The sequence below is a fragment of the Nocardia sp. NPDC004860 genome, from assembly GCF_040609015.1.
Taxonomy (GTDB): domain Bacteria; phylum Actinomycetota; class Actinomycetes; order Mycobacteriales; family Mycobacteriaceae; genus Nocardia.
Genome location: NZ_JBEXJI010000024.1, coordinates 110,356 through 133,873, shown reverse-complemented (window position 1 = coordinate 133,873; position 23,518 = coordinate 110,356). Strand labels below are relative to the sequence as shown.

At 64.7% G+C, this 23,518-nt stretch carries 22 protein-coding genes; 12 read left to right on the top strand and 10 right to left on the bottom strand.

Features of this window, described 5'->3' with window-relative positions; all coding sequences use genetic code 11:
* Window positions 1–16: 16 nt before the first annotated feature.
* Together ABZV44_RS33380 and ABZV44_RS33375 are read right to left on the bottom strand one after the other, a co-directional pair.
* Entirely contained in the window at window positions 17–295 is a 279-nt protein-coding gene (locus ABZV44_RS33380; protein ID WP_354845228.1) for a hypothetical protein, read from the bottom strand.
* Between the two features lie 518 nt (window positions 296–813).
* On the bottom strand, window positions 814–1,092 hold the full coding sequence (locus tag ABZV44_RS33375; protein WP_354845225.1) for a hypothetical protein: 279 nt from the start codon (window positions 1,090–1,092) through the stop codon (window positions 814–816).
* Window positions 1,093–1,342: 250 nt separating this feature from the next.
* Between ABZV44_RS33375 and ABZV44_RS33370 the strand changes: the two genes are divergently transcribed.
* The 6 genes from ABZV44_RS33370 to ABZV44_RS33345 all read left to right on the top strand — a co-directional run bounded on the left by ABZV44_RS33370 (window position 1,343) and on the right by ABZV44_RS33345 (window position 8,844).
* Entirely contained in the window at window positions 1,343–1,777 is a 435-nt protein-coding gene (locus ABZV44_RS33370) for a hypothetical protein (protein ID WP_354845222.1), read from the top strand.
* 301 nt (window positions 1,778–2,078) lie between these two features.
* A complete protein-coding gene (locus ABZV44_RS33365) occupies window positions 2,079–2,852 on the top strand; it encodes a hypothetical protein (protein ID WP_354845219.1) in 774 nt (257 codons plus the stop codon).
* A 343-nt stretch (window positions 2,853–3,195) separates the two neighbouring features.
* Complete coding sequence (locus ABZV44_RS33360; protein ID WP_354845216.1) at window positions 3,196–4,443, top strand: site-specific integrase; 1,248 nt, start codon at window positions 3,196–3,198, stop codon at window positions 4,441–4,443.
* A complete protein-coding gene (locus ABZV44_RS33355) occupies window positions 4,440–6,293 on the top strand; it encodes a hypothetical protein (RefSeq protein WP_354845213.1) in 1,854 nt (617 codons plus the stop codon). Before ABZV44_RS33360 ends, ABZV44_RS33355 begins: the two co-directional genes overlap by 4 nt.
* Window positions 6,290–8,413, top strand: coding sequence for a hypothetical protein (locus ABZV44_RS33350; protein ID WP_354845210.1), 2,124 nt, complete (start codon window positions 6,290–6,292; stop codon window positions 8,411–8,413). The genes ABZV44_RS33355 and ABZV44_RS33350 overlap by 4 nt, the downstream gene beginning before the upstream one ends.
* Window positions 8,410–8,844 (top strand): hypothetical protein, encoded by a 435-nt coding sequence (locus tag ABZV44_RS33345; RefSeq protein WP_354845207.1) that lies wholly within the window; start codon window positions 8,410–8,412, stop codon window positions 8,842–8,844. Before ABZV44_RS33350 ends, ABZV44_RS33345 begins: the two co-directional genes overlap by 4 nt.
* Before the next feature lie 102 nt (window positions 8,845–8,946).
* On the opposite strand, the gene ABZV44_RS33340 is transcribed toward ABZV44_RS33345, so the two are convergent.
* The 3 genes from ABZV44_RS33340 to ABZV44_RS33330 all read right to left on the bottom strand — a co-directional run bounded on the left by ABZV44_RS33340 (window position 8,947) and on the right by ABZV44_RS33330 (window position 11,229).
* Window positions 8,947–9,825 (bottom strand): hypothetical protein, encoded by an 879-nt coding sequence (locus ABZV44_RS33340; RefSeq protein WP_354845205.1) that lies wholly within the window; start codon window positions 9,823–9,825, stop codon window positions 8,947–8,949.
* Between the two features lie 553 nt (window positions 9,826–10,378).
* The gene (locus tag ABZV44_RS33335; RefSeq protein ID WP_354845202.1) at window positions 10,379–10,561 is read right to left on the bottom strand and encodes a hypothetical protein; all 183 of its coding nucleotides are present in this window, start codon (window positions 10,559–10,561) and stop codon (window positions 10,379–10,381) included.
* A 464-nt stretch (window positions 10,562–11,025) separates the two neighbouring features.
* Window positions 11,026–11,229 (bottom strand): hypothetical protein, encoded by a 204-nt coding sequence (locus tag ABZV44_RS33330; RefSeq protein ID WP_354845199.1) that lies wholly within the window; start codon window positions 11,227–11,229, stop codon window positions 11,026–11,028.
* A gap of 280 nt (window positions 11,230–11,509) precedes the next feature.
* Here ABZV44_RS33330 and ABZV44_RS33325 point away from each other — a divergent pair, with 280 nt between their 5' ends.
* Window positions 11,510–11,851 (top strand): hypothetical protein, encoded by a 342-nt coding sequence (locus tag ABZV44_RS33325; protein WP_354845196.1) that lies wholly within the window; start codon window positions 11,510–11,512, stop codon window positions 11,849–11,851.
* Between the two features lie 153 nt (window positions 11,852–12,004).
* Here ABZV44_RS33325 and ABZV44_RS33320 read toward each other — a convergent pair whose 3' ends face one another.
* Together ABZV44_RS33320 and ABZV44_RS33315 are read right to left on the bottom strand one after the other, a co-directional pair.
* Complete coding sequence (locus ABZV44_RS33320; RefSeq protein ID WP_354845193.1) at window positions 12,005–13,624, bottom strand: ribonuclease H-like domain-containing protein; 1,620 nt, start codon at window positions 13,622–13,624, stop codon at window positions 12,005–12,007.
* Window positions 13,625–14,146: 522 nt separating this feature from the next.
* On the bottom strand, window positions 14,147–14,521 hold the full coding sequence (locus ABZV44_RS33315) for a DUF4189 domain-containing protein (RefSeq protein ID WP_354845190.1): 375 nt from the start codon (window positions 14,519–14,521) through the stop codon (window positions 14,147–14,149).
* A gap of 414 nt (window positions 14,522–14,935) precedes the next feature.
* On the opposite strand from ABZV44_RS33315, the gene ABZV44_RS33310 reads away from it, so the two are divergent.
* The 4 genes from ABZV44_RS33310 (at window position 14,936) to ABZV44_RS33295 (ending at window position 20,615) form a co-directional block, all read left to right on the top strand.
* Entirely contained in the window at window positions 14,936–18,748 is a 3,813-nt protein-coding gene (locus tag ABZV44_RS33310; RefSeq protein WP_354845187.1) for a hypothetical protein, read from the top strand.
* A 267-nt stretch (window positions 18,749–19,015) separates the two neighbouring features.
* On the top strand, window positions 19,016–19,303 hold the full coding sequence (locus ABZV44_RS33305) for a hypothetical protein (protein WP_354845184.1): 288 nt from the start codon (window positions 19,016–19,018) through the stop codon (window positions 19,301–19,303).
* A 272-nt stretch (window positions 19,304–19,575) separates the two neighbouring features.
* On the top strand, window positions 19,576–20,139 hold the full coding sequence (locus ABZV44_RS33300) for a hypothetical protein (RefSeq protein ID WP_354845181.1): 564 nt from the start codon (window positions 19,576–19,578) through the stop codon (window positions 20,137–20,139).
* Window positions 20,140–20,234: 95 nt separating this feature from the next.
* A complete protein-coding gene (locus tag ABZV44_RS33295; protein WP_354845178.1) occupies window positions 20,235–20,615 on the top strand; it encodes a hypothetical protein in 381 nt (126 codons plus the stop codon).
* Between the two features lie 81 nt (window positions 20,616–20,696).
* On the opposite strand, the gene ABZV44_RS33290 is transcribed toward ABZV44_RS33295, so the two are convergent.
* Window positions 20,697–20,999, bottom strand: a complete 303-nt coding sequence (locus ABZV44_RS33290; protein WP_354845175.1) for a DUF4158 domain-containing protein — start codon at window positions 20,997–20,999, stop codon at window positions 20,697–20,699.
* Between the two features lie 1,010 nt (window positions 21,000–22,009).
* On the opposite strand from ABZV44_RS33290, the gene ABZV44_RS33285 reads away from it, so the two are divergent.
* A complete protein-coding gene (locus ABZV44_RS33285; RefSeq protein ID WP_354845172.1) occupies window positions 22,010–22,159 on the top strand; it encodes a hypothetical protein in 150 nt (49 codons plus the stop codon).
* 83 nt (window positions 22,160–22,242) lie between these two features.
* Here ABZV44_RS33285 and ABZV44_RS33280 read toward each other — a convergent pair whose 3' ends face one another.
* Both ABZV44_RS33280 and ABZV44_RS33275 read right to left on the bottom strand, forming a co-directional pair.
* Window positions 22,243–22,539, bottom strand: a complete 297-nt coding sequence (locus tag ABZV44_RS33280; RefSeq protein ID WP_354845169.1) for a hypothetical protein — start codon at window positions 22,537–22,539, stop codon at window positions 22,243–22,245.
* 404 nt (window positions 22,540–22,943) lie between these two features.
* Window positions 22,944–23,075, bottom strand: coding sequence for a hypothetical protein (locus ABZV44_RS33275; protein ID WP_354845166.1), 132 nt, complete (start codon window positions 23,073–23,075; stop codon window positions 22,944–22,946).
* Window positions 23,076–23,518 lie beyond the last annotated feature (443 nt).

Below are 23,518 nucleotides of genomic sequence, written 5' to 3'. Positions count from 1 at the left end.
TGGTGTTGTGCGGGCTTCAGCGTTCCCTGCGGCGGTCGGGAGGTTCCCTGAGGTGATCGGGCCCGATCACGGTGGGGTTTTCCAGGGCGTAGATGCGGCGTTCCATCACCGCGAAGGCATCCTGGCTGAGCCTGTCCAGCGCCTCGCGGCGGCCACCAGTGGGAACGGCGAGCCGCGCCTGGTCGAGCAGGGCACGTTCCTTGCGCAGCTCGTCGCGCTGCACGGCCAACGTCTCGTGGTCGAGGTGTTTCACCCTGCCGATGAAAGCGGCGAATTCTTCTTCCAGGCTTCGCATTTCGCGATCCCTCCCGTTCGGGCACGACCCGTCCAGGGTAAGACTTCAAATCCTGTACCGGCGGGCCATCCCGCGTCCTGCCCACTCGGCGGCAAGAGGTGGCTGGAGCTGCCTACCGGCATGTCACCGACATGGCGAGGATCAGTCGTCGACTCTTCCCAACAGATCGCCAGATCAGTGAGAAATCGGGTTTCCATTCACCTATCGGCGAGACCCGGCTATCAACTGCGCCCGCCCTCGTAGCCAAGGGAACTGTCCTCCGCTGAACAATTTCTCTTCGCCTGTCGACGAGGTCCATGACGGCGTCGGCCACACAGTGGATAACTAGCCATTATCGGCGGTCAGTCACAAAAACCGCAGGTCGGCACCCTGCGGCTGAATCTGAATCGCAGCCAGGTTCAACACGATTCGTGATGCGCCAGATGAACCCCTGCTATGCGGCCTGCGTGTGATGTTGCCTGCCCGCGAGCCGCACAACCCGGGAGGCCGCTACGGCCAGCTCCGGTGGAGTCCCGACATCAGTACGCGCCGGCCAACAGTCCGATTGCCTGCCCGGACAGCTTGAACCCCATCGACATCAGCCAATCATTCACGCCATACACCAAGCGGCCAGCTGGGACCGACGTTTCTCCGTTGTGCCACGACTTCACCCGCCAGACACCCGCCTCGTCGTCGAACCGGAGCAACGCCCACAGCTTGTAGCCGCCATCCTCGTCAGGCAGAGTCAGCAGGTGATAGCCCTGCGGCACCTGCTCCGCATTAAGCTCGCCGCCCTCCGGCCAGCCCCGATCCTTCACCCGCCGCACAATCCGCTCAACGGCACCGCGCTGCCTGAACCTGCTGATTACCAACGTCCTTAGCCTTCCCCACCCATACGGGCCTACAACTCGAATTTCGATTGCCGACCAAGGTCGCGAACTCCAACTCGGTCAGTGCCAGCCTGTCATACGTCCAGTCTTCGCGAGAAGATCACCAAGGATCCTGCGATTCGTCATTGGGCACATCGGTGCCAGTAGCGGGCCGCGGGACGGAGCCGATAGTCCAGGTATGGATGGTTCCGGGTTCGAGCCGATCGAGTTCGTGGAGTGCACGCCGCGGGTCGCGCGGGAGCGCATGTGGGTGGCGGTGCGCGATGGACGTGAGGCGCTGTCGGTGTTCGTGGCGTACGCGCCCGCACCAGGCGCTACCCGCATGTACGACCTGATCACGTACACAGTGGAATCCGAGCAGGGCAACGGTTACGGCACGGCGCTGGTGTTGCATGCGCAGGCGGTGTTGGCGGCACAGGATCCGCCGATCAGGTTGTGCTTCAACGAGATCGCGACACCATCGGGCGAGGCCCTGGCGCTCAAGGTGGCGGCAGCGACAGGGAAGCTGATGGCGTCGAAGGCTGAGTACGACCAGGCCCGCGCGGACCAGGAGGGATTGGCGGCGTTGCAGGCGGCCGCTGAGACCCGGGGCTGGGTGGTGCCCGAACCGTAGAGACATCGGCATGTCCGGCATGTCGAGGCGACCGGCGGCCCCCTCTGCTCTGGGCGCGTCTCGCGCCACTGAAGCCCACGGCCTGAACCCGCGGTGGCCCTACGTACCCATCATCAAATGGAAGTTCAACAGGAACACAGCCGACTCTGAAGGAATGCCTGACTACACTCCAGGAAAGCGGCGTCGAGAACTCCCATTCTCGACGGCAACCGGTATCCCCGGCTGCCCTCGAAGCGCTTCAGCCTGTGATTAGCTTCCTGCCTTCCGACCCTCGAAATGTAGGAATTGTAGAGTTTCGAGTGTGGATTCGGATTTGTTGGTCGTGGAGACCGAGACGTTGCGTGATGACTGGTCCGCGACCTGGAAGCATGCGGCTGACGACAAGTTCGTGCAGGTGAATCGGTTCGGCACGGTGCCGACGGCGATGATGTTGTCGCCGGGGATGTGGCGCGAGGCCCAAGCGGTGAATCCGCGTCTTGCGGTGGCGGATTCGAGTGTGCGCGAGCGGGCTTCGACGGATGCGCGGGTGAACGTCGCCGAGATCATCGACGATCTCGAGGCCGGGATTCACACGGTGGTGATGTTCCGCGGCGCGCAGCGGGCGGTGTTCGCGCCGTACGAATGGGTGCGGCTCGCGTTCCCTGCGCTGGGTCTGACACCCCTGGAAGATCTCGTCGCGGATCTGGCGGCCGCGGCGCACAACGTGGGCCCGCATGTGATGGTGGTGTACCGGAAAACGCGGACACAGCGCGCGCTGCTCGAGGAATTCGCCGGGTCGGCGGATCCGTTGTGGGAGGCTGACCGGCGGCTGTCGTCTCTGCGTGGTCCGGTGCCGTCGTGGCGGCGTGCCGGTCTGCGGGCAGTGGTGTACGTGGTCGATGGCCAGGTCGCGCGGGTGCGGGCGCTGGATCCGGCGGCCGCGTGGGAGGATTTGCCGGGCGTGTTCAGTCTGGCGCCGGTGTCGGATCCGTTGTCGCGCAGCGAGATCGACGCGCGGTTCCCGTCGCTGAAGCTGTACCCGGGCGACCAACGTCCGGCGGTGGTGGGTTCCTCGCGCGAGTACGTCGACCTGTAGACCTTTCGCACAGGTTAGCGGCAGTGGAAAGCGCTTGTACTGCCGCTAATTCGAGCCGGTGGCTCGCAGTGCCTAGAGGTGGCGGTCGTTCTATAGCTGCTCTCCTGTTGTGGTTCGATGACGTAGATCATCGAGGAGATCTGTTGTGGGTGCTGGGTATTGGAGCGTGCATCGGTTCGATTTGGAGCGGTCCTGGCCGGAGTTGCCGGTAGATGTGGAGCAGGATCTGGGATCGTGGGCCGGTCGGCTGGGAGTGCGTCATGGTCAGTGGTTCATGCTGGGGCCGAAAGGATTCCCTGACGTTCGTGTGAATCGGTTCCTTGCCTCGGCGAAGTTCGGGGTGTTGGCAGACAACACGCGGCGCGACTATGTGCATTCGCTGGCGTTGTGGCTGAGCTTCCTCGAGTCGAGGGCGTGTCCGTGGTGGCAGGCCGATGACGAGCATGTCGAGGAGTTCGAGTTCTGGCGGCTGACCGATCCGGCGAATTCCGCAACGGTGCAGACGTCGACGTTCGCGAAAGACGTTGCAGCGTGCAAGAAGTTCTATCAGTGGGCATCGAGCCGTTATGGCGATGTGGTCGATGTGTTCGCCGAGGTGGACTATCCGGCGGCGACGCGGAATGCGTCGGTGAAGTGGGTGGATCCGGCGGCGTGGTCGAGATGGCGCGATGTCGGCCTGCGGGGGCGGGACCTGTCGGGGCGGCGGGATCGGTCGTGGCGGGGCCGCAATGAGCAACGTGATGCCGCGTTCGTCGACGGTCTCTACGGCACCGCGTTGCGGTTGAGCGAGTGGTCGAGCGTGGTGTTGCCGGAACTGCCTCGGCTGGAGGTCGGCCGCGGTTTCTACACTTGCACGCTGGCCGACAAGTGCGCCAAGGGCGGCTATGGGCACCGGTATTGGATCTCGCGCCGCGCGTTGAGCGCGGTTTGGGCCTATATCGAAGGGGCGCGGGCGCGGGCGGTCCGCCAGGCGCAGGAGGCGGGCATCTATGAGCGATCGCCCCGGCGGATGGTGGTCGACGTCGACCGGCGCCGCGGGGCGGTGGTGATGCCCGATGAGGAGGCGGGTGGCTGGGTCGTGCGGGATTGGAACATGGTGCGGCCGACGTTGCGGCGCAGGATGTTCCGGGAGACGCCAGCGGGGTTGGAGCCGGTGTGGTTGTGGTTGAACGAGGACGGGACGCCGCGTGATCCGCATGGCTGGCACCACTCCTTCGACGCCGCCAACGCCCGCGTCGCGGCGTTGGGGCTGGGCAACTTCCACGTCACTGCCCACATGGGTCGCCACAGCGCGGCCCTGCGTTGGTTCTCGGTCGGAAAACTGGTCTACGCCAAACAGATCGGGCATTTGGACGCGGAAGAGACCCGTGACTTCCGTGAGCAGTTCGGCGACACCTGGGATCTGGTGCAGACCATCCTGGGGCACCGGCGGGTCGAGACCACGAAATCGGTCTACCTGGAACCGTTCCGGAACCTGTCGGTGGAGATTCTGCTCGCACAGGTCGACGGGCTCGACGTCGACAAGTTCGTTGTCGAGGCGCTCACCGGCCATCCACGTGTCATCGCGGATCCGCTGGCGATCGCCCGATGAGCCGGCGGGGACGCAAAGCCACCCTGCCCGACACCGAAACCGCCACTGCCCGAGGTCTTCTCGGTGACGGTTTGGTGGTTCGTTGCTTCGCTCAGGATGGCAGCGCGCAGCGTGATTTCGACTTTTCCGCGTTGGCGGTGACCTCGAAGTTGCAGCGCGAGCTGGCGGTTGCCTTCGCGCGGCGCACTGCACCTGGCGGCGGCATGACGGCGATGATCTCGTTCGGGCACGCGTTCCGCGCGCTGTCTCGGTTCTGCGACTATCTGGCAGCGCTGCCGGTTGCACCCGGCGGCCTGCGCGATATCACCGGCGAACACCTCGACGAGTTCGCCCTTCACCGCCGAGCGTTCACTGACGACCCGGCGAGGGAATTGGGGCCGCTCAAACGAGTTCTGCGGCACAGCGACGAGGTCAGCGACGGGCTGAAAGCCAAGCTGAGCGAGCCGAACCCACCACGCCCGGCCAGCATCGGCAAAGCCAGCTACAGCCGAGACGAGTTCAAACGGATCGCCGCGGCCGCGCGCGGGGACCTACGGGAAGCCGCTGAACGGATCCGCCGCAATCGGGCAGAGCTGGGCGACTATCGAGCCGGGAATCTGGTTGCCCCCGACCGACGTCTGGAACTGCTCGATTTCATCGACCGCCACGGTGATGTTCCTCGATCCGCATCCGGCATACCGTCGCCATGGGTCAAACGGCTCGGCGCGACGGCCAAGGTCGTCGGCCAGCTCTTTCCGACCGGCAGCGATGCCATCGCCGCCGCGATCCTGCTGGCGATCATGACCGGCCAGAACCCGAGCGTCATCATGAACACTGCAGTGGCCCATCACCGCGCTGACGGTCACACCGGGCCGACGGCCACCGCGATCCTGGGCGCTCACAAGCCTCGCCGCGGCCGTCGCGCCTACATGGACATCGCGCTGAGCGAGGTCCCGGATTGGATCAGCATCCCTGAGCGGCCCGAGGAACTTTCCGCACGCGATGAACTGCACACGCCGTTCGGCCTCTACTCGCTGATGATCGAGCTGACCACACGATCACGCGAAATCATGGGCACGGACAAGATTTTCATCGGTTATCACGCAGCCGGCGGAGCCGACATCGGGCGCGGTCTTCGGCGGATCAATCCGGACAACTGGCTGCGGCGCTGGGGCGAATCGCATCGCCTGATGGCCGACGAGACCGACGACGACGGCAACGAACTCCCGCTGCGGGTTCGCATGGACCTGCTGCGGCTGACCTATCTCGAACTGCATCAGAAGCCGGTCGCGCATCGGGAAACGACTCTGGTCAACGACTATCTCGCGCGCAACCGCGGCGCCCTGGCCGACTACCAGGGGGTCGTCGCCCGCGCTCTGAGCGAGGAGGTCGACAAGGCTCGCGCCAGAGCAGTCATCGCCCAACTCACTGCGGCCGACCTCGCGAGGGCACGCACCGACCCAGATGCAGTGGCCGCCGCGCACGGCATCGACACGGCCACCCTCGAGCGCCTGATCGCCGGCGAGCTCGACACAGTGATGGCCGCCTGCGTCGATGACGGCGCTGGATCGGACTCGACGCCCGGCGAGGGTTGCCGGGCCTCGTTCATGCAATGCCTGGGCTGTTCCTGCGCACGGGCATTACCCCGGCATCTGCCGATTCAGGTCCTCGTCCACGATCGCCTTGAGGCCCGCAAGTCCGAGATGACACCCCTGACCTGGGTCCAGCGGTTCGCGCTGCCGCACGCCCAGCTCGCCGATCTGCTCGCCAGCCACGACGACATCGCTGTTGCCGACGCCCGTAGCGCGGGCACCGACACCGACCGCGCCGTCGTCGAACGATTCCTCAACAGGGAGCTCGACCTGCGATGACAAACCCTGCACTCACACACTTTTCACCCGCACCCGGCATCGAGATCCCCACCGAGGACACCCCGGTGCTCGTCGACCGGGAACTGGTCCCCGGAACCGACCCGACCACCTTGTCCCGGTTCGGCGACGATCGATGGCATCTCAACGCCGCGATCTTCGAAGCCTCCGCCGAGGCCAACAGCTGGAACTTCGCCCTCATCCCGGAACCTCTGCGATTGACGGCGAAACACTTTGTCTGGCAACTGATCAACACCGACTGCCCGATCCCGATCAACCGCGCCAAGATCAGCCGATGCTCGATCCGGACCATCACGGCCTATCAGAACTGCCTGAGAGAATTCACGATCTGGCTGCACCGTCACGGGGTCACCGAACTGCGGCAGGTGACTGCCGACCTGCTCGACGACTACCTGGCCGACCTCAGCGCCGCCGATATCCCCCTGGCCCGCAAGCACGACCGGGTCACCTTGGTTCGACGGTTATGGTCCTACCGCGACACGCTGCCGGAGGATATGCGGCTGCCAGCCCCGATCCCCTGGGACGGCGACCGAGGCTACGAGTTGCTCGGCAAACGCATTCCAGCCAGGGACAACGCGACACCGAGGATCGCGGAGAACACGATGCAATCGTTGCTGGCCTGGTCACTACGGTTCGTCGAGGACTTCGCCGACGACATCGTCGCCGCCTACGCCGAGCACCTGTTCCTGCAGAGCCGCACCGTCGAAGGGCGCCGCCGGCGCGGCTCCATCGTCCGTCCGCCCCGAGGCCAGAACCGGCAGAACGTCATCGACTACCTCAACCATCTGCGCCGCACCGGCGGGACCTTGCCAGGGCGAATCGGGCCGGGCGGCGCCCCCGAAATCGACTGGCAGCATCTGGGGCGAATCCTGGAATACACGCCACACTCCCTCAAAAGGGAGGCACCCGGAAAACTCATCATCGAGTCCGCAATTCCCCTGGCGGACAACGCATACCTCGACACACCTATCACAGCGAAGATCGACGGCAGGCCCTGGCGAGATCGTCCGATCGCCCATTTCGAAGCTCCGGAGCTGGCGCACCACTTGCGCAGCGCCTGCGCTGTCGTGATCGGATATTTGTCCGGCGCGCGGCCCGGCGAGGTCCTCGATCTGCGGCGCGGATGCGTCCACCACGACCCCGCCACCGGACTCTGGCTGATGTCGGGCACCTACTTCAAGAACGCACGAGATCAAGACGGCAACAAGATCCCGGCCGGGGCACCTCGCCACGATCCCTGGGTCGTGGTCGAACCCGTCGCGGCCGCGGTCGCCACGCTGCAACGGCTGCACAGCAACGACTTGCTGTTCGCCAACCGCATCGACCATGCACGACGACACGCCATCGCCACCCGCACCGGCGAAGCCCGTGTTTCCAGTCAGATCGCGAGAGATCTCGACGCTTTCATCGACTGGGTCAACGCCCACAGCCATGACCTCGGCGTCGTCGGCATTCCCGCAGACCCGAACGGCCGGATCACCCTGTCACGATTCCGGCGGACGCTGGGATGGTTCATCCGGCGACGCCCGCGCGGTCTCGTCGCTGGGGCACTGCAATACGGGCACGTCGGCACCCGCATCTTCCAGGGCTACGCCGGCGATCTCGCCTCCGGGTTCCCCGACGACTACGCCTTCGAGGACTTCCTGGCCCGCCTCGACGAACTCAGCGAAAACCAGCAGAAACTCGACGCCGGCGAACACGTCAGCGGCCCAGCCGCCGACGCCTACAGGACGCGAATCTCCGCCGCCCACAAACAATTCGCCGGTCACGTCCTCACCAGCAGAAAACAAGCCCGCGACCTCCTGGGCAACCCGCTGCTACAGATCTTCCACGGCCACGCCATGACCTGCGTCTTCGACCCCCACCAAGCCGCTTGCCAGCTCCGCGTCACCACCGAGGACCCCATGGTCACCCCCGACATCGGTGACTGCCGTCCACGCTGCCCCAACATCGCCCGCACCGACCGCGACATCGCCGAAATACGAACGCGCCGAGACGAACTCGCTGAGATCGTCGCTGACCCACTCGCCCCACCGATCCGCCACCACCGCGAGCAGCACGAGCTCGACCGCCTCGACACCATCCTGGAGAACCACCAGTGAACCCAACCGCCGCCACCGAGAAAGACCCTGTCCGCAAGAAGATCCTCGCCGCCATGGACCGCCTCCTCGCCGGAAAACCCCTGCGCTCCACCGGCCGACTCAGCATCTCCCAACTCGCCGTCGAGGCGAACCTGGGCCGCTGGCACCTCACACACCAGCACACCGACCTCAAAGAGCTGTTCCAGGCCCGCGTCAAAACCTCCCAGGCTGCACACGTGACCGCGGAGCCCAGCGCCTACGACAAGCTCAAGGCCGAGCACGCCGAATTGCGCGCCCACTGCGCCGAACTCGAGCAACAGCTACAGCTCTACGCCTCGGTCATCAACCTGCTGACCCTGCAGAACGACACCGCCCAAGCCAAGGCCCCGGTCGCCGACCTCGACACCGGCCGCCGACGCCGCGCCCGGCAGACCATGATCGGCCCCTGCTGATCCACCACACCCGACACCAACGGCTGTTGCACTGCCGCACCCAACCAGGCATGATCATGAGCAGCCAAGATCGAGCCCCAACAGCGTTGAGCAGCAACAGATCTAACTGGCGACAGAACGGTCGATGTCCATGCGTTGATGCAGGATACGCACGACGATGTACGGGGTCCCGGTAGAACTCGCCGAAAAAACAACGGGTTGCCGGTATTGCGGTCCTCGGTCAGAAGCCCGGTTACTCGAGCGCGCGGTGGGCGCGCGGCGGGCGGCCTGCGCGGCGTCGTGGCTTGCCTGCCAGTGCGAGAATCGGCGGCCTGCAATCTTCTTGTTGGCGGCCGGGATGCGGTTGGCAGGCACGCCGACCTGCCGGGGCCCGAGGACGGCGAGCAGATCGGAGGGCGATTGTGATGACCAGCCCGCGCCGGCGATCGCTGCTTCGTCGGGGAAGACGTCCGCGCGCCGGTCGTGCTCGGTGATCGCAGCGTCCTGGCGGCCTCCATAGGAGTAGACCCATCGGAAATTCGGCGGCGGGTCCGGCTCGACGAGGCGGCGGAAGCGGTTGATCTCCTTTGTGTACGAATAGAATTCGACCCCTGGGTGCGCGGCCGCGACCGCCAGCCACGCGGTGAGGTAGGCGTCGGAGAAGAAGTCGCCGGCGTCATGGATGCGGATCCAGGCGTCGCGGAACCGCCGGGCCGACAGCTCGGTGGTCATGGCTGCCTGCCAGCCGGGTAGGTCGTCGAGCACGAACAGCAGGTTCGCTTCGTGTTTGGCGCGCACGACGGGGAATCGGTAGGTGCCGTGGCGGGCATAGCAGACCTGTGCGCACACCCCGGCCGACGGGCACGTGTTGACCGTGCGGCCGTCCGAGAGCCTCACTGCCCACGCGGGCAACGTCCAGTTCCACACCCCGATCCGTTTGAGATCGGAATTCTGGGTGAGCAGCCGTTTCGGGCGGGGAGTCCCGGCATCTGGCAGCGTCATTGAAATCTCTGTTCGGTTGCAGCGCAGCAGATTTCAAGCGGATACCGCTGGCTCTGCGCTGTTGGCGATGTGACGGGTGGCAGCGATGAGGCCGGTACGGCTGACCGAGCCCGGACAGGACTTTGGCGTGGGACCGGGCAGCAGCGTCGCCGCCTTTACTTCTGGGTGCGCCGTGTCCTCACGCACTTGGGCCCGGGTGGAATCGCAGCGGGCCGAGCTGGGCCGTCGCAGGCCTGTGGGAGGCCCGCGCGGCTTCGGGATCCGGGTGGGTGATCGAGGGGTGCGCCCAACGTCACCGTCGTGTTGCGGGGCGCCTGTCGACGGTCCGTCCTGGCTGTCGCCGGGGTTTTGGCGGCGTCGGGAACTCGCTCTAGGTCTGGACCGGGCTGGGGTGCGCGCCGTGGCGGAGCTCGAATCGCCGCACCTGTGGGTGGTGACCTCTCAGAAGCTGGCGCTGCTCAACAGCATTGCGCCGGCAGTGCAGTGTCGGTGGGGGCGGCGCTCCCACGGTGAACCCGCCGAGCGGGTTCGCAGCGTCGGCGTGCCGTTTGCTTCAGGAGTCATCGGGGTCGAGAGGGACGGCATTGGTGGTCGGGCTTCTGGGATTCTGGATCGGTCCCAGCGCCGAGCAGTCGGTGGTGGTGCAGGCCCGGACGGTGTCGGCCGAGGCGGCTGCGGCGGGCGGCCTGGATGCGACCGGGTCAGCGGTCCCGGCCATGACGAGCGCTTTTCGCACGGTGATTCTCCTGAGCACACGGCATGAAATGGCAGCCAAACCGGCAAGGGCGAGGTTCCAGCGCGAATTCCGCTGGCCCGCAGGACGCTCCGAAAGACGGGCGTCGTGCTCGATTCACTGTCGCTACCAGCGTCCAGCTCGTGTCATCCGAAAGGGTAAGTGGGGTAGGAGAATTCACTGCCCCCACAATCCGGGCGACAAAACCTACGATACCGTAGGTTGAGGGTGGATCCCAGCGCTTTCCCTCCGCGGTATCGGCGCCGGGTGTCGCCGGGGCGCATGTACTCGAGGTCGCGCTGCAACTCCGCGCGCTCGGCGTTCTTGTCCGCGAGACCGCTACGCGGGGCCGCCGACGAACTGCGCCACAGCATCCCGACCGGCTAGGGATCGAGCAGCAGCCCATGCCTGGTCGAGACATCCTCCTGCGCAAGGCCTTCGGGGTAGCGGTCGAGCCTGACGGACCGTCATCCGGCCATGGTCGACGATGTTGTCGATGCCGGGATGGTGGTCGGGACGTCGATCACGTCCGGGAGCTGGCCGCCGCCGAGGACGGGTGCCGAGGTCTGCGGAGACGGCGGAGTCAACGGGCTGCTGCGGTGGTCGCTGCAGCCCGTGACCGCAACCGCGGCCACCGCCATCGCTGCCATCGTGATCAAGTGCTTGGGCACGTATCGACCTTTCGAGAGAGGTGCACCAATTTTGGTGCACCTGAAGAGCTTTCACAGCCTCGAAGATCAACTTCGGCAGGAATGGTCGGTGGCGATTGGCCAGGTCTACCGAGGCCTGGCCACGATCGTTGAGGCAGGACGCCCGTCAAGTTCCCCAGTTCTTCCGCCCGCTGGGTAGATCTACGGATCCGCCGGGGGCAGTGACGGGGCGATGCTGGCTTGCATGAGGACGACACACGCCCGGGAGCCGAGTTCGCCGATCCGACGCCGACGAATCCCCGTGTGGGACAAAGGGATCGCCGTCCTGTGTCTCGCGGTGGCCTTCCTACTCGCGATCTTTCTGACAATGCTCACCGGGATGTTCGTGATGGCCGCCGATTCGTGTGCGCCCACCAGTCCCTGCATGGACCAGGTCGGCCGGGGCATCAACGTCTCTCTGCTGGGAATGGCCGCAGTCTTGGTGATCGGACTGGGCTGCGTGATCATTGCTGCGATCACCCGCACCCGATTGGCCATCTGGGCTCTGGCGACCCTGCTGCTGCTACCGGTCCCCTGTGCCGTCGGCAGCGATATCGCCAACCACGCCATCCAACTCAATACCGTCGAACCTACACGCCCCTGACCGGACGACCGCCCAGGATCCGCGGTTGGTTCACCCCTGCAGGCATTCCCGGCCGCCTCAGTGGCTTTTGCGGTGCCGCGGATTCGACGCTGCGGATTGCGGTGCGTGTGGAAACGGCAGGCCGTTGCAGTGTCGCCGACGCGCCCGCGAAGCTCACGGTGAAGCTGGGGCTGCCCCGCGGCCGATCCGGTTTCGCAGTCGCTCCCAGAGCGTGCGTCGCCGGGAGCCGTCCTGATGGCCGGCTTCCAGGGGCGGTTGTGGGGGTGTCTCGCGGGAGATGAACTCGTCGTGTGAAAACTGCGGCGGCCCAAGCACTGGGGGAGTGGTTCCGGTGTGAATGGCTTTGAGGTGCGCGTGGACGCCGGCGAGGATCGTGACGTCGGACTGGTTGTAGGCGATCAGTCGGTCCTTCAGCTCAGCGTCGCCGGTCTGTCGATATCGATGCCACAGAATGCTCGCCATCAGTCCATCTCCGACGGCGGTGTCGATGGCGAGCCCGAAGGACTCAGCGACGACTTTGACACGCCGGCCTGGAATCGGGAGATCGAGCACCTTCGTCGTCCAACGGTGCAGGTCGAGGTGTCGTGATTCGAGGGTCTCGAGGAAGGCTGCGGTATCGAGGGATTCCGGCATCGGGTACCGCTCGATCGTGCGCGTGAATGCTGGGAGGTCAGCTGATGTCCCGGCCCAGGTCACAACGGGAAGCCCTGGATACTTGGCCAAGAATGCTGCGAAATCGCCGATCAACGCCGCCTGCCCGCTCTCGTCGGCCAAGACCGTGATCCGGTGCGGACTCTCAACACCGACCGTGTGCGCACACAACAGCCACACCACCGACGGCGTGGAGGTCTCGTATTCGAGATCGAGCGCGATGAACCGGTCGGGCAGCCGATCATGCCGGCCCGGCTTCAGTTTCGGGGAGTTCGCGATGAACACCCGTGCATGTTCCTTCCAGCTGTCGATCGTGGCGTCCGACGACATCCGACGTTGTCGGGGTGCCAGCACGGACCGGATGTGCTCGCGGGACAGGTCGACGAGATCTCCCACCGTGTTGACACCGCCGCTGACGAGGGCGTCACGGGTGCTGCGGCCGATTCCGTTGATGACCGTCACGGGGGCTGTCCGGCGTGCGGCCGGACCCGCAGGGCGGGGGTGCTGGCGGCACACGCTGCAGTCACACCAGAACCGCTCGACCCCTTCTGTGAGAGCCGAACGCGCCTGCGCGGCCACCTCGTGCACCTGCGCAAACGCTTCCGCGGGGATGTCGAGTTGGATCGGGTCTGCCAGACTGCCCGTCCCGTCAGAGAGCTGGAGCCACCCGACCGGGTTGGCGTGCGGCACGAGTCGGTGCGGCTCGAGCAGCATCCAGTAGAACGCCAGCTCCAGCAGATCGGTCGGCATCTGCCGGGACCGGTTCTTGATCTCGAGCGGCTGGAGCTCGCCCGAAGCCATGTTGATTCCGTCTGGGATTCCTCGAAATCGCAGGTCGCGGTTGACGAAGAGATGATCGGTGAGCACGAACGTGTCGGTGGCAAACAGATCGTCAATCGCGACCGGTTTGCCAGTGTCGTCGACTATCGGGGTGGCCGCGGCGCGTGCTGCGTGGTCGAAGTCGGTGCCCGCGTCGATGACGGTGCGCGCGGCCGTGCCCACCGCCGCGGACTCGGCGACTTCTCCGCCGCGTAGGAGCACGAAACCCTGCCTGCAGCGCAGGTACTGAGTCAGATCGCTCTTCGTAAGCCAGTCGACTGCGGCGGTGGATGGCAGCGTCACCTGCACACCCTAGAACGAGGGCTGCGCGACCCGCCGTCAAGATCGCCCAGCGATTTATTCACTGCAGGGAAGCTTCGACTTGCGCCGGGCTGGAGCCACCGGTGGATGGTTCGTCGAGGCCCGCGGTACAGCGGGGGATTTGAACATCCCTGGATGCGATTCGTCAGTGCGGTGTCCGCCGCTCTCGTCACGACGAATGACAGCGGAACCGGCTGCTGCGTGCTTGCTCCGATCGGTGTCGCGTGAACTACGTGCGGGTGGGCCGAGGCGCTGGCCCGCGCCGCGCCGGATCCGGCGGGATGGTCGGGCGTACAGGCATTGTTGTGTTGCCTGGGAGGCGTCGAGTTCCATTACGGGGCTTCCTTTGCCCACAACATCGCCGCGGCGATCGACCAGATCCACCCAGATCTGCGCGGCGAATGCCGGACCGCGATACAGCAGCCTGAAGATGGTTGATCGAGAGGACCAAGCCCCACGAACGCGAACGTCGCGGCCCGCGACGGCTGGGGGATGTGGCGGCGATCAGTACGTCGACCTGGTGCATGCCTGTTTGATCACGTAGGCGTCGGGGCCGGCTTTCGTGCGAGCCATCCTGTCGGCAACCGGCTGTGAGAAGGCGCTGCCGAAGGCGATACCGCCCGAGCCTTTCGCGATGGCCATACAGCCGTTCTTCCAGCTGAATACGTATCGACAGTCGCTATATCGGCACTTGTCCTTCGCCGCGGCGACCGCGTCAGCGAGTGTCGGGGAGTCCCACGCGATCCCGAACCAACCCGTGCTGTCCGAGTAGGCAACCGCACCCCATCTCGGCGGCAAGGCGTGCGCTGCCGGTTCCGTGGTGGCGCTCGCTGTCACGAGGGTCAGCAACGCGGCGGCTGCCAGAACAAGTCGTTTCATGATTGTGCTCCCTGTCCTTCCGAGAGGAATGGTTCCGGCGGGTGGGCCCGTGAACGGTGCTCGGTCCGGTACTGGTCATGCTCGCGCCCTTGCTCGTCAATATGGCGGGCTCAGTCCGGGTCCGCCGTGTATTCGCGCAGTTCAGCTGTGGTTCTTTGGGTTTCCGTTCCGGAGCTCGGATGTCGGATGGTGTCCGCCGTGGTTGCGGCCGGCGGGGTGTCGGCCGACGATGAAGGCCGCGCGGAACCAGAGGGGGAGTGAGTGTCGGCACCGGGTGATTCAGTACGACGGGTTGCACCGAGAACCGTTTTCCAGCAACGCTTCACCGAGTTGTATGCGGCAGCGGGAAACCCCACCCTCGAGGCGGTGTCGCGGGCCACGGGAGACTTGCCGGGGCGTAAGGACCCGGTTCCCATGCAGCGCATCAGCGATTGGAAAGCCGGGCGTGCGGTTCCCCGTCAGTGGGAGACCCTCGATCCCGTTCTGAGCGTGCTGTGGCGGTGGGCCCGCGAGTCGGACCGACCGGTGTCGGCACGCCTGCTGAGTGAGCAGCAGTGGAAACACCTCTGGCATAAGGCTCAGGAGAAAAGCGAGTCGGCCGTCGCCACCCGCTGCCCGTATCCGGGCCTCACCGAATACCGGGAGTCCGATCACGAATTCTTCTCCGGCCGTGAACAAGCGACCGCGGAACTGGTCACCCTCATTCGAGGCCATGAGGGTCGCATGGTGGCGCTGGTCGGCGCGTCAGGTGCGGGAAAGTCGTCGCTGCTCGCAGCGGGTGTGACCGCTACGCTGGCGACCCAGGGCTGGGATGCCCGCACGATAACCCCGGGGCGGGTCGAGGATCAGGCGATCACCGAGATCGCTTGGGGGACAAGCGCACACCGGTTGCTCATCGTCGATCAGTTCGAGGAGTTGTTCACCACCCGCGAATCCGACCGGGACCGCACCGCCTTCCTCGATACCCTCGAATCCGTCCTCACCTCTGCGGACGCCGGGTCACCGACCACGGTCGTCGTCGCAGTGCGTGCCGACTTCTACGCCCGGTGCATGGACTACCCGGTGCTGCTGGACACGTTGAGCGAGCGCAGCTATCTGCTTGGCCCGATGGATCATGAGGAACTCACCCGTGCGGTGACCCGCCCGGCTGCGCTGGCCGGCTGCACTCTCGACAGCGGGTTGTGTGAGCTGGTCATCAACGAGTTGTGCGGGCTCGGAGACGGAACCGACCCGGCCGGACGCCGCAGTTACGACCCGAGCCTGCTGCCGCTGCTCTCGCATGTCATGGCTGCGACCTGGCGTCATCGTAAGGGCCGCAAACTGACGGTCGACGGTTACCGCGCCGCTGGCGGTGTCCGGGGCTCGGTCACAGCCACCGCCGAAAACGCTTGGGACGAACTGACCGAGGCCCAGCGTTCCGCAGCGAAGAACGTTCTGCTGGCGCTGGTCAATGCCGGGCGTGACGCCAAGGACACTCGCCGCGTCGTTGCTCGCGACGACGTCGCTGGCGATCCCGAGGCCGCACTCGTGGTGGATGTGCTGGCTCGCAGCCGGCTCGTCACCCTGGAGAAGGACCTCGTCTACCTCACCCATGAAGTCGTGTTGGACAACTGGCAGCGACTGCGTAATTGGCTTGACGAGGACCGGGTCGGTGTCCTCGAACGGCAGCGTGTGACCACCGACGCCGGCGAGTGGCACAACACCGGACGCCCCGCATCGAGGCTCTACTCCGCAGCGCAGCTGGCCGAGATGCGTAACCATGTGCATAGCAGCGCATTAGGAGGCGTGGCCACTGAGTTCCTGGCCGCCGCCGAACACGAGCGGCGTCGCCGAGAACGGCGCACCACCGTCCTCAACGCTGTTGCCGCGCTGACCGCGGTTATCGTGCTGGCCCTGGCGACCTTGGCTTACGTGGTGAACAGTCGCGCTGACCATCAGGCCGACCTTGCCTCCCAGAGCCGACGAGAAGAACTCATCGCCTCGCTGGCCTCGCAAGCCGAAGCCATGGAAGCCACCGATCCCTCGTTGGCTGCACAGTTGGCGCTCGCCGCGTTTCAGTTGCGTCCCAACGACGCTGAGCTTCGCTCACGAGTCCTGCGTTTCCAGACCCTGCCTTTGGCCACTCGGTTCAACGGCCACTCTGACCTGGTCTATCAGGTGGCATTGTCAGCGGATGGCTCGACGCTGGCCTCGGCGGGCGCTGATCATCAGGTACTGCTTCGGAATACCGCGGACCCCAGCGGAACCCCAGCGCTGATTCCCGACACCTACGTTGCACCCGTCTCCTCCGTAGTGTTCAGTCCGTCCCATCCATGGCTCGCTATCGGTACCCTGGCGGCCTTAAGACTGTGGGATCTGTCCGATCCCGCCCAGCCACATCCTCTAGGACCCGCTCTCGCAAGCGGGGAAAGCGCGGTCCGCCTGGCGTTCAGCCCGGACGGGCGAACTTTGGCGGCCGGCAACGAGGACGGTTCGGTCACTCTGTGGGCGGTCACTGATGCCGGCACCCTCGTTCCGCGCACCGTGTTGCACACGCGACTGCCGGTGCGCTCATTGACCTTCAACCGCAGCGGCCGAAAACTTGTGACGGCAAACAATTCCGCCCGAGATCCGTCCGGAGCATTCGACCTCCCGAAAAACGACGAACCAGCCCAGGCTCTGGTGTGGTTACTGGATCTGCCACAACCGACAGCGACCCCACTACTCACCGCGCCAACCGATACCCGAATCGATGCGGTCGCATTCGACCCGAACACCTCCACACTGGCTATCGGACTCGGCGGCACCGAGATCCGGCCCGATCTGCTTGGTGACGCCAGCGTTCAACTGTGGGCTTTCGGGGACGACAGCGACCCTCATCTGCTCGGCAATCCGCTACCCGTAGCGACCCGGAGCGGCGTGTGGGCGCTCGAGTTCAGCCATGACGGCCGCACATTGGCGATCGGCGTCGACGACGGTGCGCGGCTGTGGAACGTCAGCGACCCCCGGACGCCGCACCCGCTGGGATCCCCACTTCGCAGCGGTCCACCGAAATGCGTCAATCCCGAGGGGTCCTGCTTCACCGGAGTGCTCTCACTGATCTTCCTGCCCTCCGATGATCGGCTCGTCACAGGCAACGCAGACGGAACCGTCCAGCTGTGGTCGCTGGCCCCGGCGATCATCGGAGGGTTGGCAGGGCACCTGGCACCCCGCGTGGTCGACCGGAACGCACACCTCATGATCACCGGCTACGGCGACGGGAATCTGCAGGTGATCGACATCTCCAATCCCTACAAGCCCCACAAAATCACCGGCGTGCCAGGCGATCACGTCGCGATCAGGGCCGACGGCAAGCAGATGCTCGCCTCGGATCCATCATCGGAGCAACTGCGGATATTCGACATTTCGAACCCCGCTGTTCCGCAACTACAAGGTGTCATCCCCGGAATCTGGTCCGGCCGATATGCCGACGATTCCCATGTTCTCGCCACGTCGTTCACCGACGGGACCGAGAACCAACTGTGGGACATTTCGACGGCCTCGACCCCACGCCAAATCGGGGTCATCCCGTCGTCGGCGCTATACAACGATCCCGAGCGGAGAACGCGGATTCTCGCCACCGAGATCGACCATCGAGACCGCCACATCCTCTACACGCTCGGCAACGACCAGACACCGAACGGGGCGGAACAATCGATCAAGATCTGGACGACCTCGGATGCCTTCGAGCCGAGGCTCATCGACAAGATTCCTGCACCCGAAGGAATGCTGTTCACCGATCTGGAAGCAGTGGATTCAGGCGGGTCGGCGCTCATCGCCACCACCAACACCGCGGTTTACGGATGGAACACCGCCGACCCACGAAACCCGCAGTCGCTCGGAGTTTTCAACCTATCCGGGATCTCCTACGGAAGCGCCGAGATCCGCCCCGATCGGCAGTTGCTCGCCAGCGTCATCAAAGACGGCGGCATCCAGTTATCGGAAATGTCCGCCCCAGGGCAAACGAAACGCTCCGGACCATCAATCGTTGCCAACACCGCAGCCGACCACAGCGGACCTATCGAGTTCCTGCGCAGCACCGGATATCTACTCCAAACCGGCGTCAATGGACTCATGATCGTTCTGAACCTGGACGTGACAGGCGCTGCACACCGCATCTGCGAAATGACCCATGACATCTTGACACCCGACCTGTGGTCGAGCTACGCAGCCGACTACCCATTCAGCCCGCCCTGCGCATCTCACTGACCACAGGATAGGCGGCCAGGACGTACCCACCCTGATAACTGGGCCAGTAGCGGCACCCTCATCACCGTGTCGCAGTGCTCAAATCATCGAACCATTCGGAGGCTTCGCCCGGGTCGGTCCAAATCCTCGGCACGGTGGTGATCTGCGTGCCGCATCCGTTGGGGCAGGTGCGGGTCTCGCCTTCGAGGTCGTCGATGAGCCGTCCTGGCGGCCACGACACATCCCTGATGAGGCCCGGCCCAGACGAGACGTCTGGGGCCTTCGATCGTGGCGGCCACTGCGGTCTCCAGTCACAGCTTCGCCGACTTCCTCCCCATCGCCGGATACCTGCTGATGACCGGTATCAACGGGCTCATGGTCGTTCTCGACCTCGATGTGACATCTACCGAACAACGCATCTGCGTAATAGCCAGCGGTGCATTGACCTCCGACCTGTGGTCGGCATACGCGCGCAACACCAAGTTCATCGTGCCTGTGCGCCCGCTGACCACCCGCGCGCAGGCAGGTTCACTGCGTCGGCGCCTCCGGAACGGAAAGACGAGAAACATAGCCTGACAAGCTATTTCATGTCGCGATCAGATCGACGTGTCACGAACGGTCCCGGTTGACCTCAATGCTGCGAGCAGGCCGCCGCCCCGGAAAACACCCGGGCACACAGGCCGCACCGAGGTTCAGCAAAGGGGCAAACGATGACTCGCCGAACAATCCTGCTCACTCCGATGATCGCTGTTTTCTTGTCAGCCCGTCCGTTTCCGGTCTTCAGATCCCAGTTGCGGCAGCGATTGAACCGTGCGGCCTCGTCACCGGGTCGGAGGCATCACACACGAGTGCTCACGGCTCTGTTTGCTGCAGCCGCAACGATGACCATCACGGCGGGCCCCGCTGCAGCCGAAGTCCAAGAAAGGGTCCCGTTCGTCGATCTCTCGCCGAACAACAAGGACGCTCGGTTCATCGACGAAAACCATTGGGTGATACCGATCAAAGCCATGAAGACACTCAACGGAGAACAGCAACCCCGAACGGTCGGGTCCTGCAACGGCACGATGAACGCGAACATCGTGGCGAAGGGCGGGACGGGACAGACGGCTGTGTGGTTCCAAGCCTCGTATCAATGCACTCAACCAGTCAGCTGGAAGTTGTCCCTCGCCGCCTATTCATACGTCTCACATCCAAGCAGCCCCGCAGGTTCCGGCTTTGCCTTCAACCACGGACTGGGCTGGGATCCGACTGTCCAGGGATGGTCGCCACTGTGCAAGAGCAATCGAAATGCAGGGTGGAGCTTTCGTCTAACCGGATCGGAGACCGTGGAGACCGCCAACCCCATCCCGACAAGCATCGAGAAAACTGCAGGCCCGTGGACGATCGGGTGCCGTCTCGCAGGGGTGGAGTAGCACCAACCAGTCTGTGAAATCATTGCCCGTGCAACAGCATCGGGTGCCGTAACACCTTTCCGGGAGCATAGGCGCAACAGAGGAGCGTGAAACCGATGAGAACAGACACAACTGTCACGCTCCTGGTGCCTCCGGCTATTCTGGGGTGCACCGATACCTGGCAGGCCTGGCACGGCGGACTGATCTGCACAGATACCTGGATCCAGGTGCCGCTCACGATCACCCCGGTCGAACAGCCCGGTCCCTACACCGCGCCGTTGCTGCCGCTGGAGTCCCTCTATGACGACTGCGTGGTGACGCTGGTGAACCACATCGGCTCGATCGAGACGGAGCTGGTGTTCGGGCCGGCGACGGGTCCGTACCCCATTGCGATGGTGCGTTTCGTCGAGCTTGCGCTAAACCCGGGAACGTACACCTTGAAGATCGTCGTCGACCGATTGGGGATCGACTACTCGAGCGAATTCGCCCATAGGTAGGGCAGAGCCCCATCAATCTCGGCGAACGGGCGTAAACCGTACTCGCGCTGGATCTCCCACGCAATGATCGAGCTTGGTCTTCTAGCGGTCGGCGTAGGACTTCACACACGCCGGATCCGCGATCTCCAGCTGCTCGGCCAGATAGTCGACCAGCTCCGCAGGAACATCGAGGGGTTCGCGCTCGGGCAACAACAACCCGGCATACCGCACAGTCACAAGCTGGATCGCGAAATACAGCCGGTTTCTGTCGAGGCGCCGAGCGGCGATCAGCTTGCGGTCCTCATCATCGAGAGGCCGGGACCTCTCCAGCTCCACCCGCGACAACACACCGAAACAGCCGTAATCCGCATCGTTGCAGCACGCCCCGCACACCAACCGCCGCAAACGAACTCATCGATGAGCGCCGATAGCTTGCACAAAGGGCCGACGCGGGCAGCGACGTATGGGGTTGCACCGGCCGAGGTGGACACTTCAACTTGACATAATTACCTTACCTATTATCGGCTAAAACTGTTGCAACACAAAGGAACCCAGGGGAGCAGTCCAACTCCGGACAATCCGGGAAAGACATGCGAGCCCCGGAGCCGGCCCACCCGACACGCACGAGCCCGCCACACACCGTCCGGAAAAGACCTGCACGCCACGGAGAATCAAAACCCCAGGACACCGCACGGAACAGCAAAGCGGGGACCGAAATCCGGAAAGACCTGCACGTCACGGACGAAGTCACACACGCACCAACAGTCACATACGTCACAGTGACACAACATGTCGACGCATAACTATGCAGAAGGCATTGAATAATCCGCCGTACACGCAGGTTTTCCCGGATTTATCCACCCGATCCGGAGCACACGCACCCTCGACGGACCACACGCAACTCTTTCCGGATCGGACATCTGAAGATGCACGAAAAGGCTTGCGGCGCAACTCGATTAAACGCTGATAATATCCCTTATGTAAACTTGAGCGCGTCAACACGCATCTGCCCCTTCGTTCATTGACTGGCGCGAACCCAAGAAGCCGTCGATTCGCTCAAGTCCACCGAAGAGGTATCGGACCTCGCCATGTCGAGGCATAGGCGCCGCTTGCACCGACTTCGTCAGGTAGTTCCGGCGGAGCATATGGGCGAATCGGCCGGCCACGGCCTTCGCGCACGACCCAGGTGGCAGCGCCTGGACACCGCACGAGCGCCCTGACGCCACCGGAAACAAGCTCTGCTGCTATACAAAAATGCTCCGCGCCGAGGTCTTGACAATTCCGGAAAGAGATAATGAAAGGGACATGCTCGCCGATCGTCGTACGCCGTTGCAGGCACCGGAACTCGAGGAATTCCTACGACACATCGCCCGCAGTCACGGGCCCGCCTGAGGCTCTGTGATGAGGAGACGGACATGCGAGTATTCGGAGGTCGCCGCCGCGACAACGAGGTTGCCGGCACCCTCACTGCGCTTGCCGACACCACCTGCACGCTCCGCCACCGTGGCCCGCACCGCGACATCACCGGCCAGCAGTGGGCCATCACCGACGGCTTTGACCCCTGACCTGCATCGACGCCGCCACCACCGGCTTGCGCGAGCCGTCACGCTCGCACTCTCACCGCCCCACCGTCCGGGGCGGCCCGCCGCTACCCCATCCAGCGCGCCGCGCCGGACACCCCCCAATACTGGAGCCGACCATGGCCACCCACCCACCGCTGCCACTGCGGATGCCGCGCCGCCATATGCGCGCCGACCGCGTCATCGACCTCCTGACGCCACCGCCCCATCGTGTCCTGGACCTGATCATGGGTCCACTCGCACCACACTGCCGGGCAGCGGAACAGATACCGGCCTATCCCGGTTCGGCCGGCCGGGGCGACGCCGAGCCACGTGTTTCCGCGTTTGAACCGATCGTCGCTGGTCACGCCGTCGTCGTCGCCCACAATTCAACAAGATCACATTGGCGGCGCCAGCAACCAGTCGGATACCGGACGGTATGGTAAGCGTGGAAACTGCTGCATCGCAGCATCTTTGGAGCAAACAGCGGACATGCCTCTCGCCGGAGTACCGGCAAGATGACGGAAATCACGAGCGAGCAGCCCACGACGGCAGTGGCACACATTTAATCCGCTAGCAGGAGAATCAAACCCATGAGCGACACGCCCCATCTCGTACGGGTTCTGACACTCCCGCGCTGCAGATGGCCACGGGCACCGTCGTTTTCGCCTGCCCGCTCGACTGCGACTGGACCCACCAGCAGCAGCCCCAGACCGGCCCGCTCCGCATCCTGCTGCCCGACTTGCCGGGAAACCTCACCCCCGAAGAGATTTCGGCCGCCCTCACCACGTCAGCGTCTCGGCAGGCCGGTGCGGCACATCGCGACCCCTTGGGCATCGATGTCGAGCACCATATTCCCGATGTCAGGCCGATTCTCGCCCGCTTCTTCCTCGGCAGCGCAGGCGCTTGCGTCGCTGCCCATCATCCCACCAGCCGGCCCGTCAATCAGCGCCTTGCTGCGATCCGGCCGCTGCTGACGGCCCCACGGATGCTCGAATTGTGGCCTGGGCCTTGCGATCTTTTCATTCTCGGCGATCCACTGCCTCTGAACCTGCCGCTCGGCTACGGCAAGCCGACCGGATTGCCGGGGGACACAGCATCATCTGCTTGGCGATCTCCAGGCCGCTACCGCTCTCAAGGGCACACCGACTGTTCGCCAGTAATGCACCACGCCGCCTGTAGGGTGCTGACCTGGAGATCTTGGCCTAGTTTGTGTCCGCGTGGTCAGCGGACCCCGACACCGCGATTCATCCCGAGACGGGTTCACAGTGTCCCGAACAGGGGACTTCGCGAGGGTCACCGTCCGAGCCCAGCGGTTCCACGACCGGGTTGCCACCATCCCAGGTCACGGCACACTGGATGTCT

Coding starts and splice junctions, on each gene's coding strand:
- ABZV44_RS33380 (WP_354845228.1), bottom strand. CDS start 295: ATGCGAAGCCTGGAAGAAGAATTCGCCGCTTTCATCGGCAGGGTGAAA.
- ABZV44_RS33370 (WP_354845222.1), top strand. CDS start 1,343: ATGGATGGTTCCGGGTTCGAGCCGATCGAGTTCGTGGAGTGCACGCCG.
- ABZV44_RS33355 (WP_354845213.1), top strand. CDS start 4,440: ATGAGCCGGCGGGGACGCAAAGCCACCCTGCCCGACACCGAAACCGCC.
- ABZV44_RS33350 (WP_354845210.1), top strand. CDS start 6,290: ATGACAAACCCTGCACTCACACACTTTTCACCCGCACCCGGCATCGAG.
- ABZV44_RS33340 (WP_354845205.1), bottom strand. CDS start 9,825: ATGACGCTGCCAGATGCCGGGACTCCCCGCCCGAAACGGCTGCTCACC.
- ABZV44_RS33315 (WP_354845190.1), bottom strand. CDS start 14,521: ATGAAACGACTTGTTCTGGCAGCCGCCGCGTTGCTGACCCTCGTGACA.
- ABZV44_RS33310 (WP_354845187.1), top strand. CDS start 14,936: ATGCAGCGCATCAGCGATTGGAAAGCCGGGCGTGCGGTTCCCCGTCAG.
- ABZV44_RS33295 (WP_354845178.1), top strand. CDS start 20,235: ATGAGAACAGACACAACTGTCACGCTCCTGGTGCCTCCGGCTATTCTG.
- ABZV44_RS33285 (WP_354845172.1), top strand. CDS start 22,010: ATGCGAGTATTCGGAGGTCGCCGCCGCGACAACGAGGTTGCCGGCACC.
- ABZV44_RS33275 (WP_354845166.1), bottom strand. CDS start 23,075: ATGGGCAGCGACGCAAGCGCCTGCGCTGCCGAGGAAGAAGCGGGCGAG.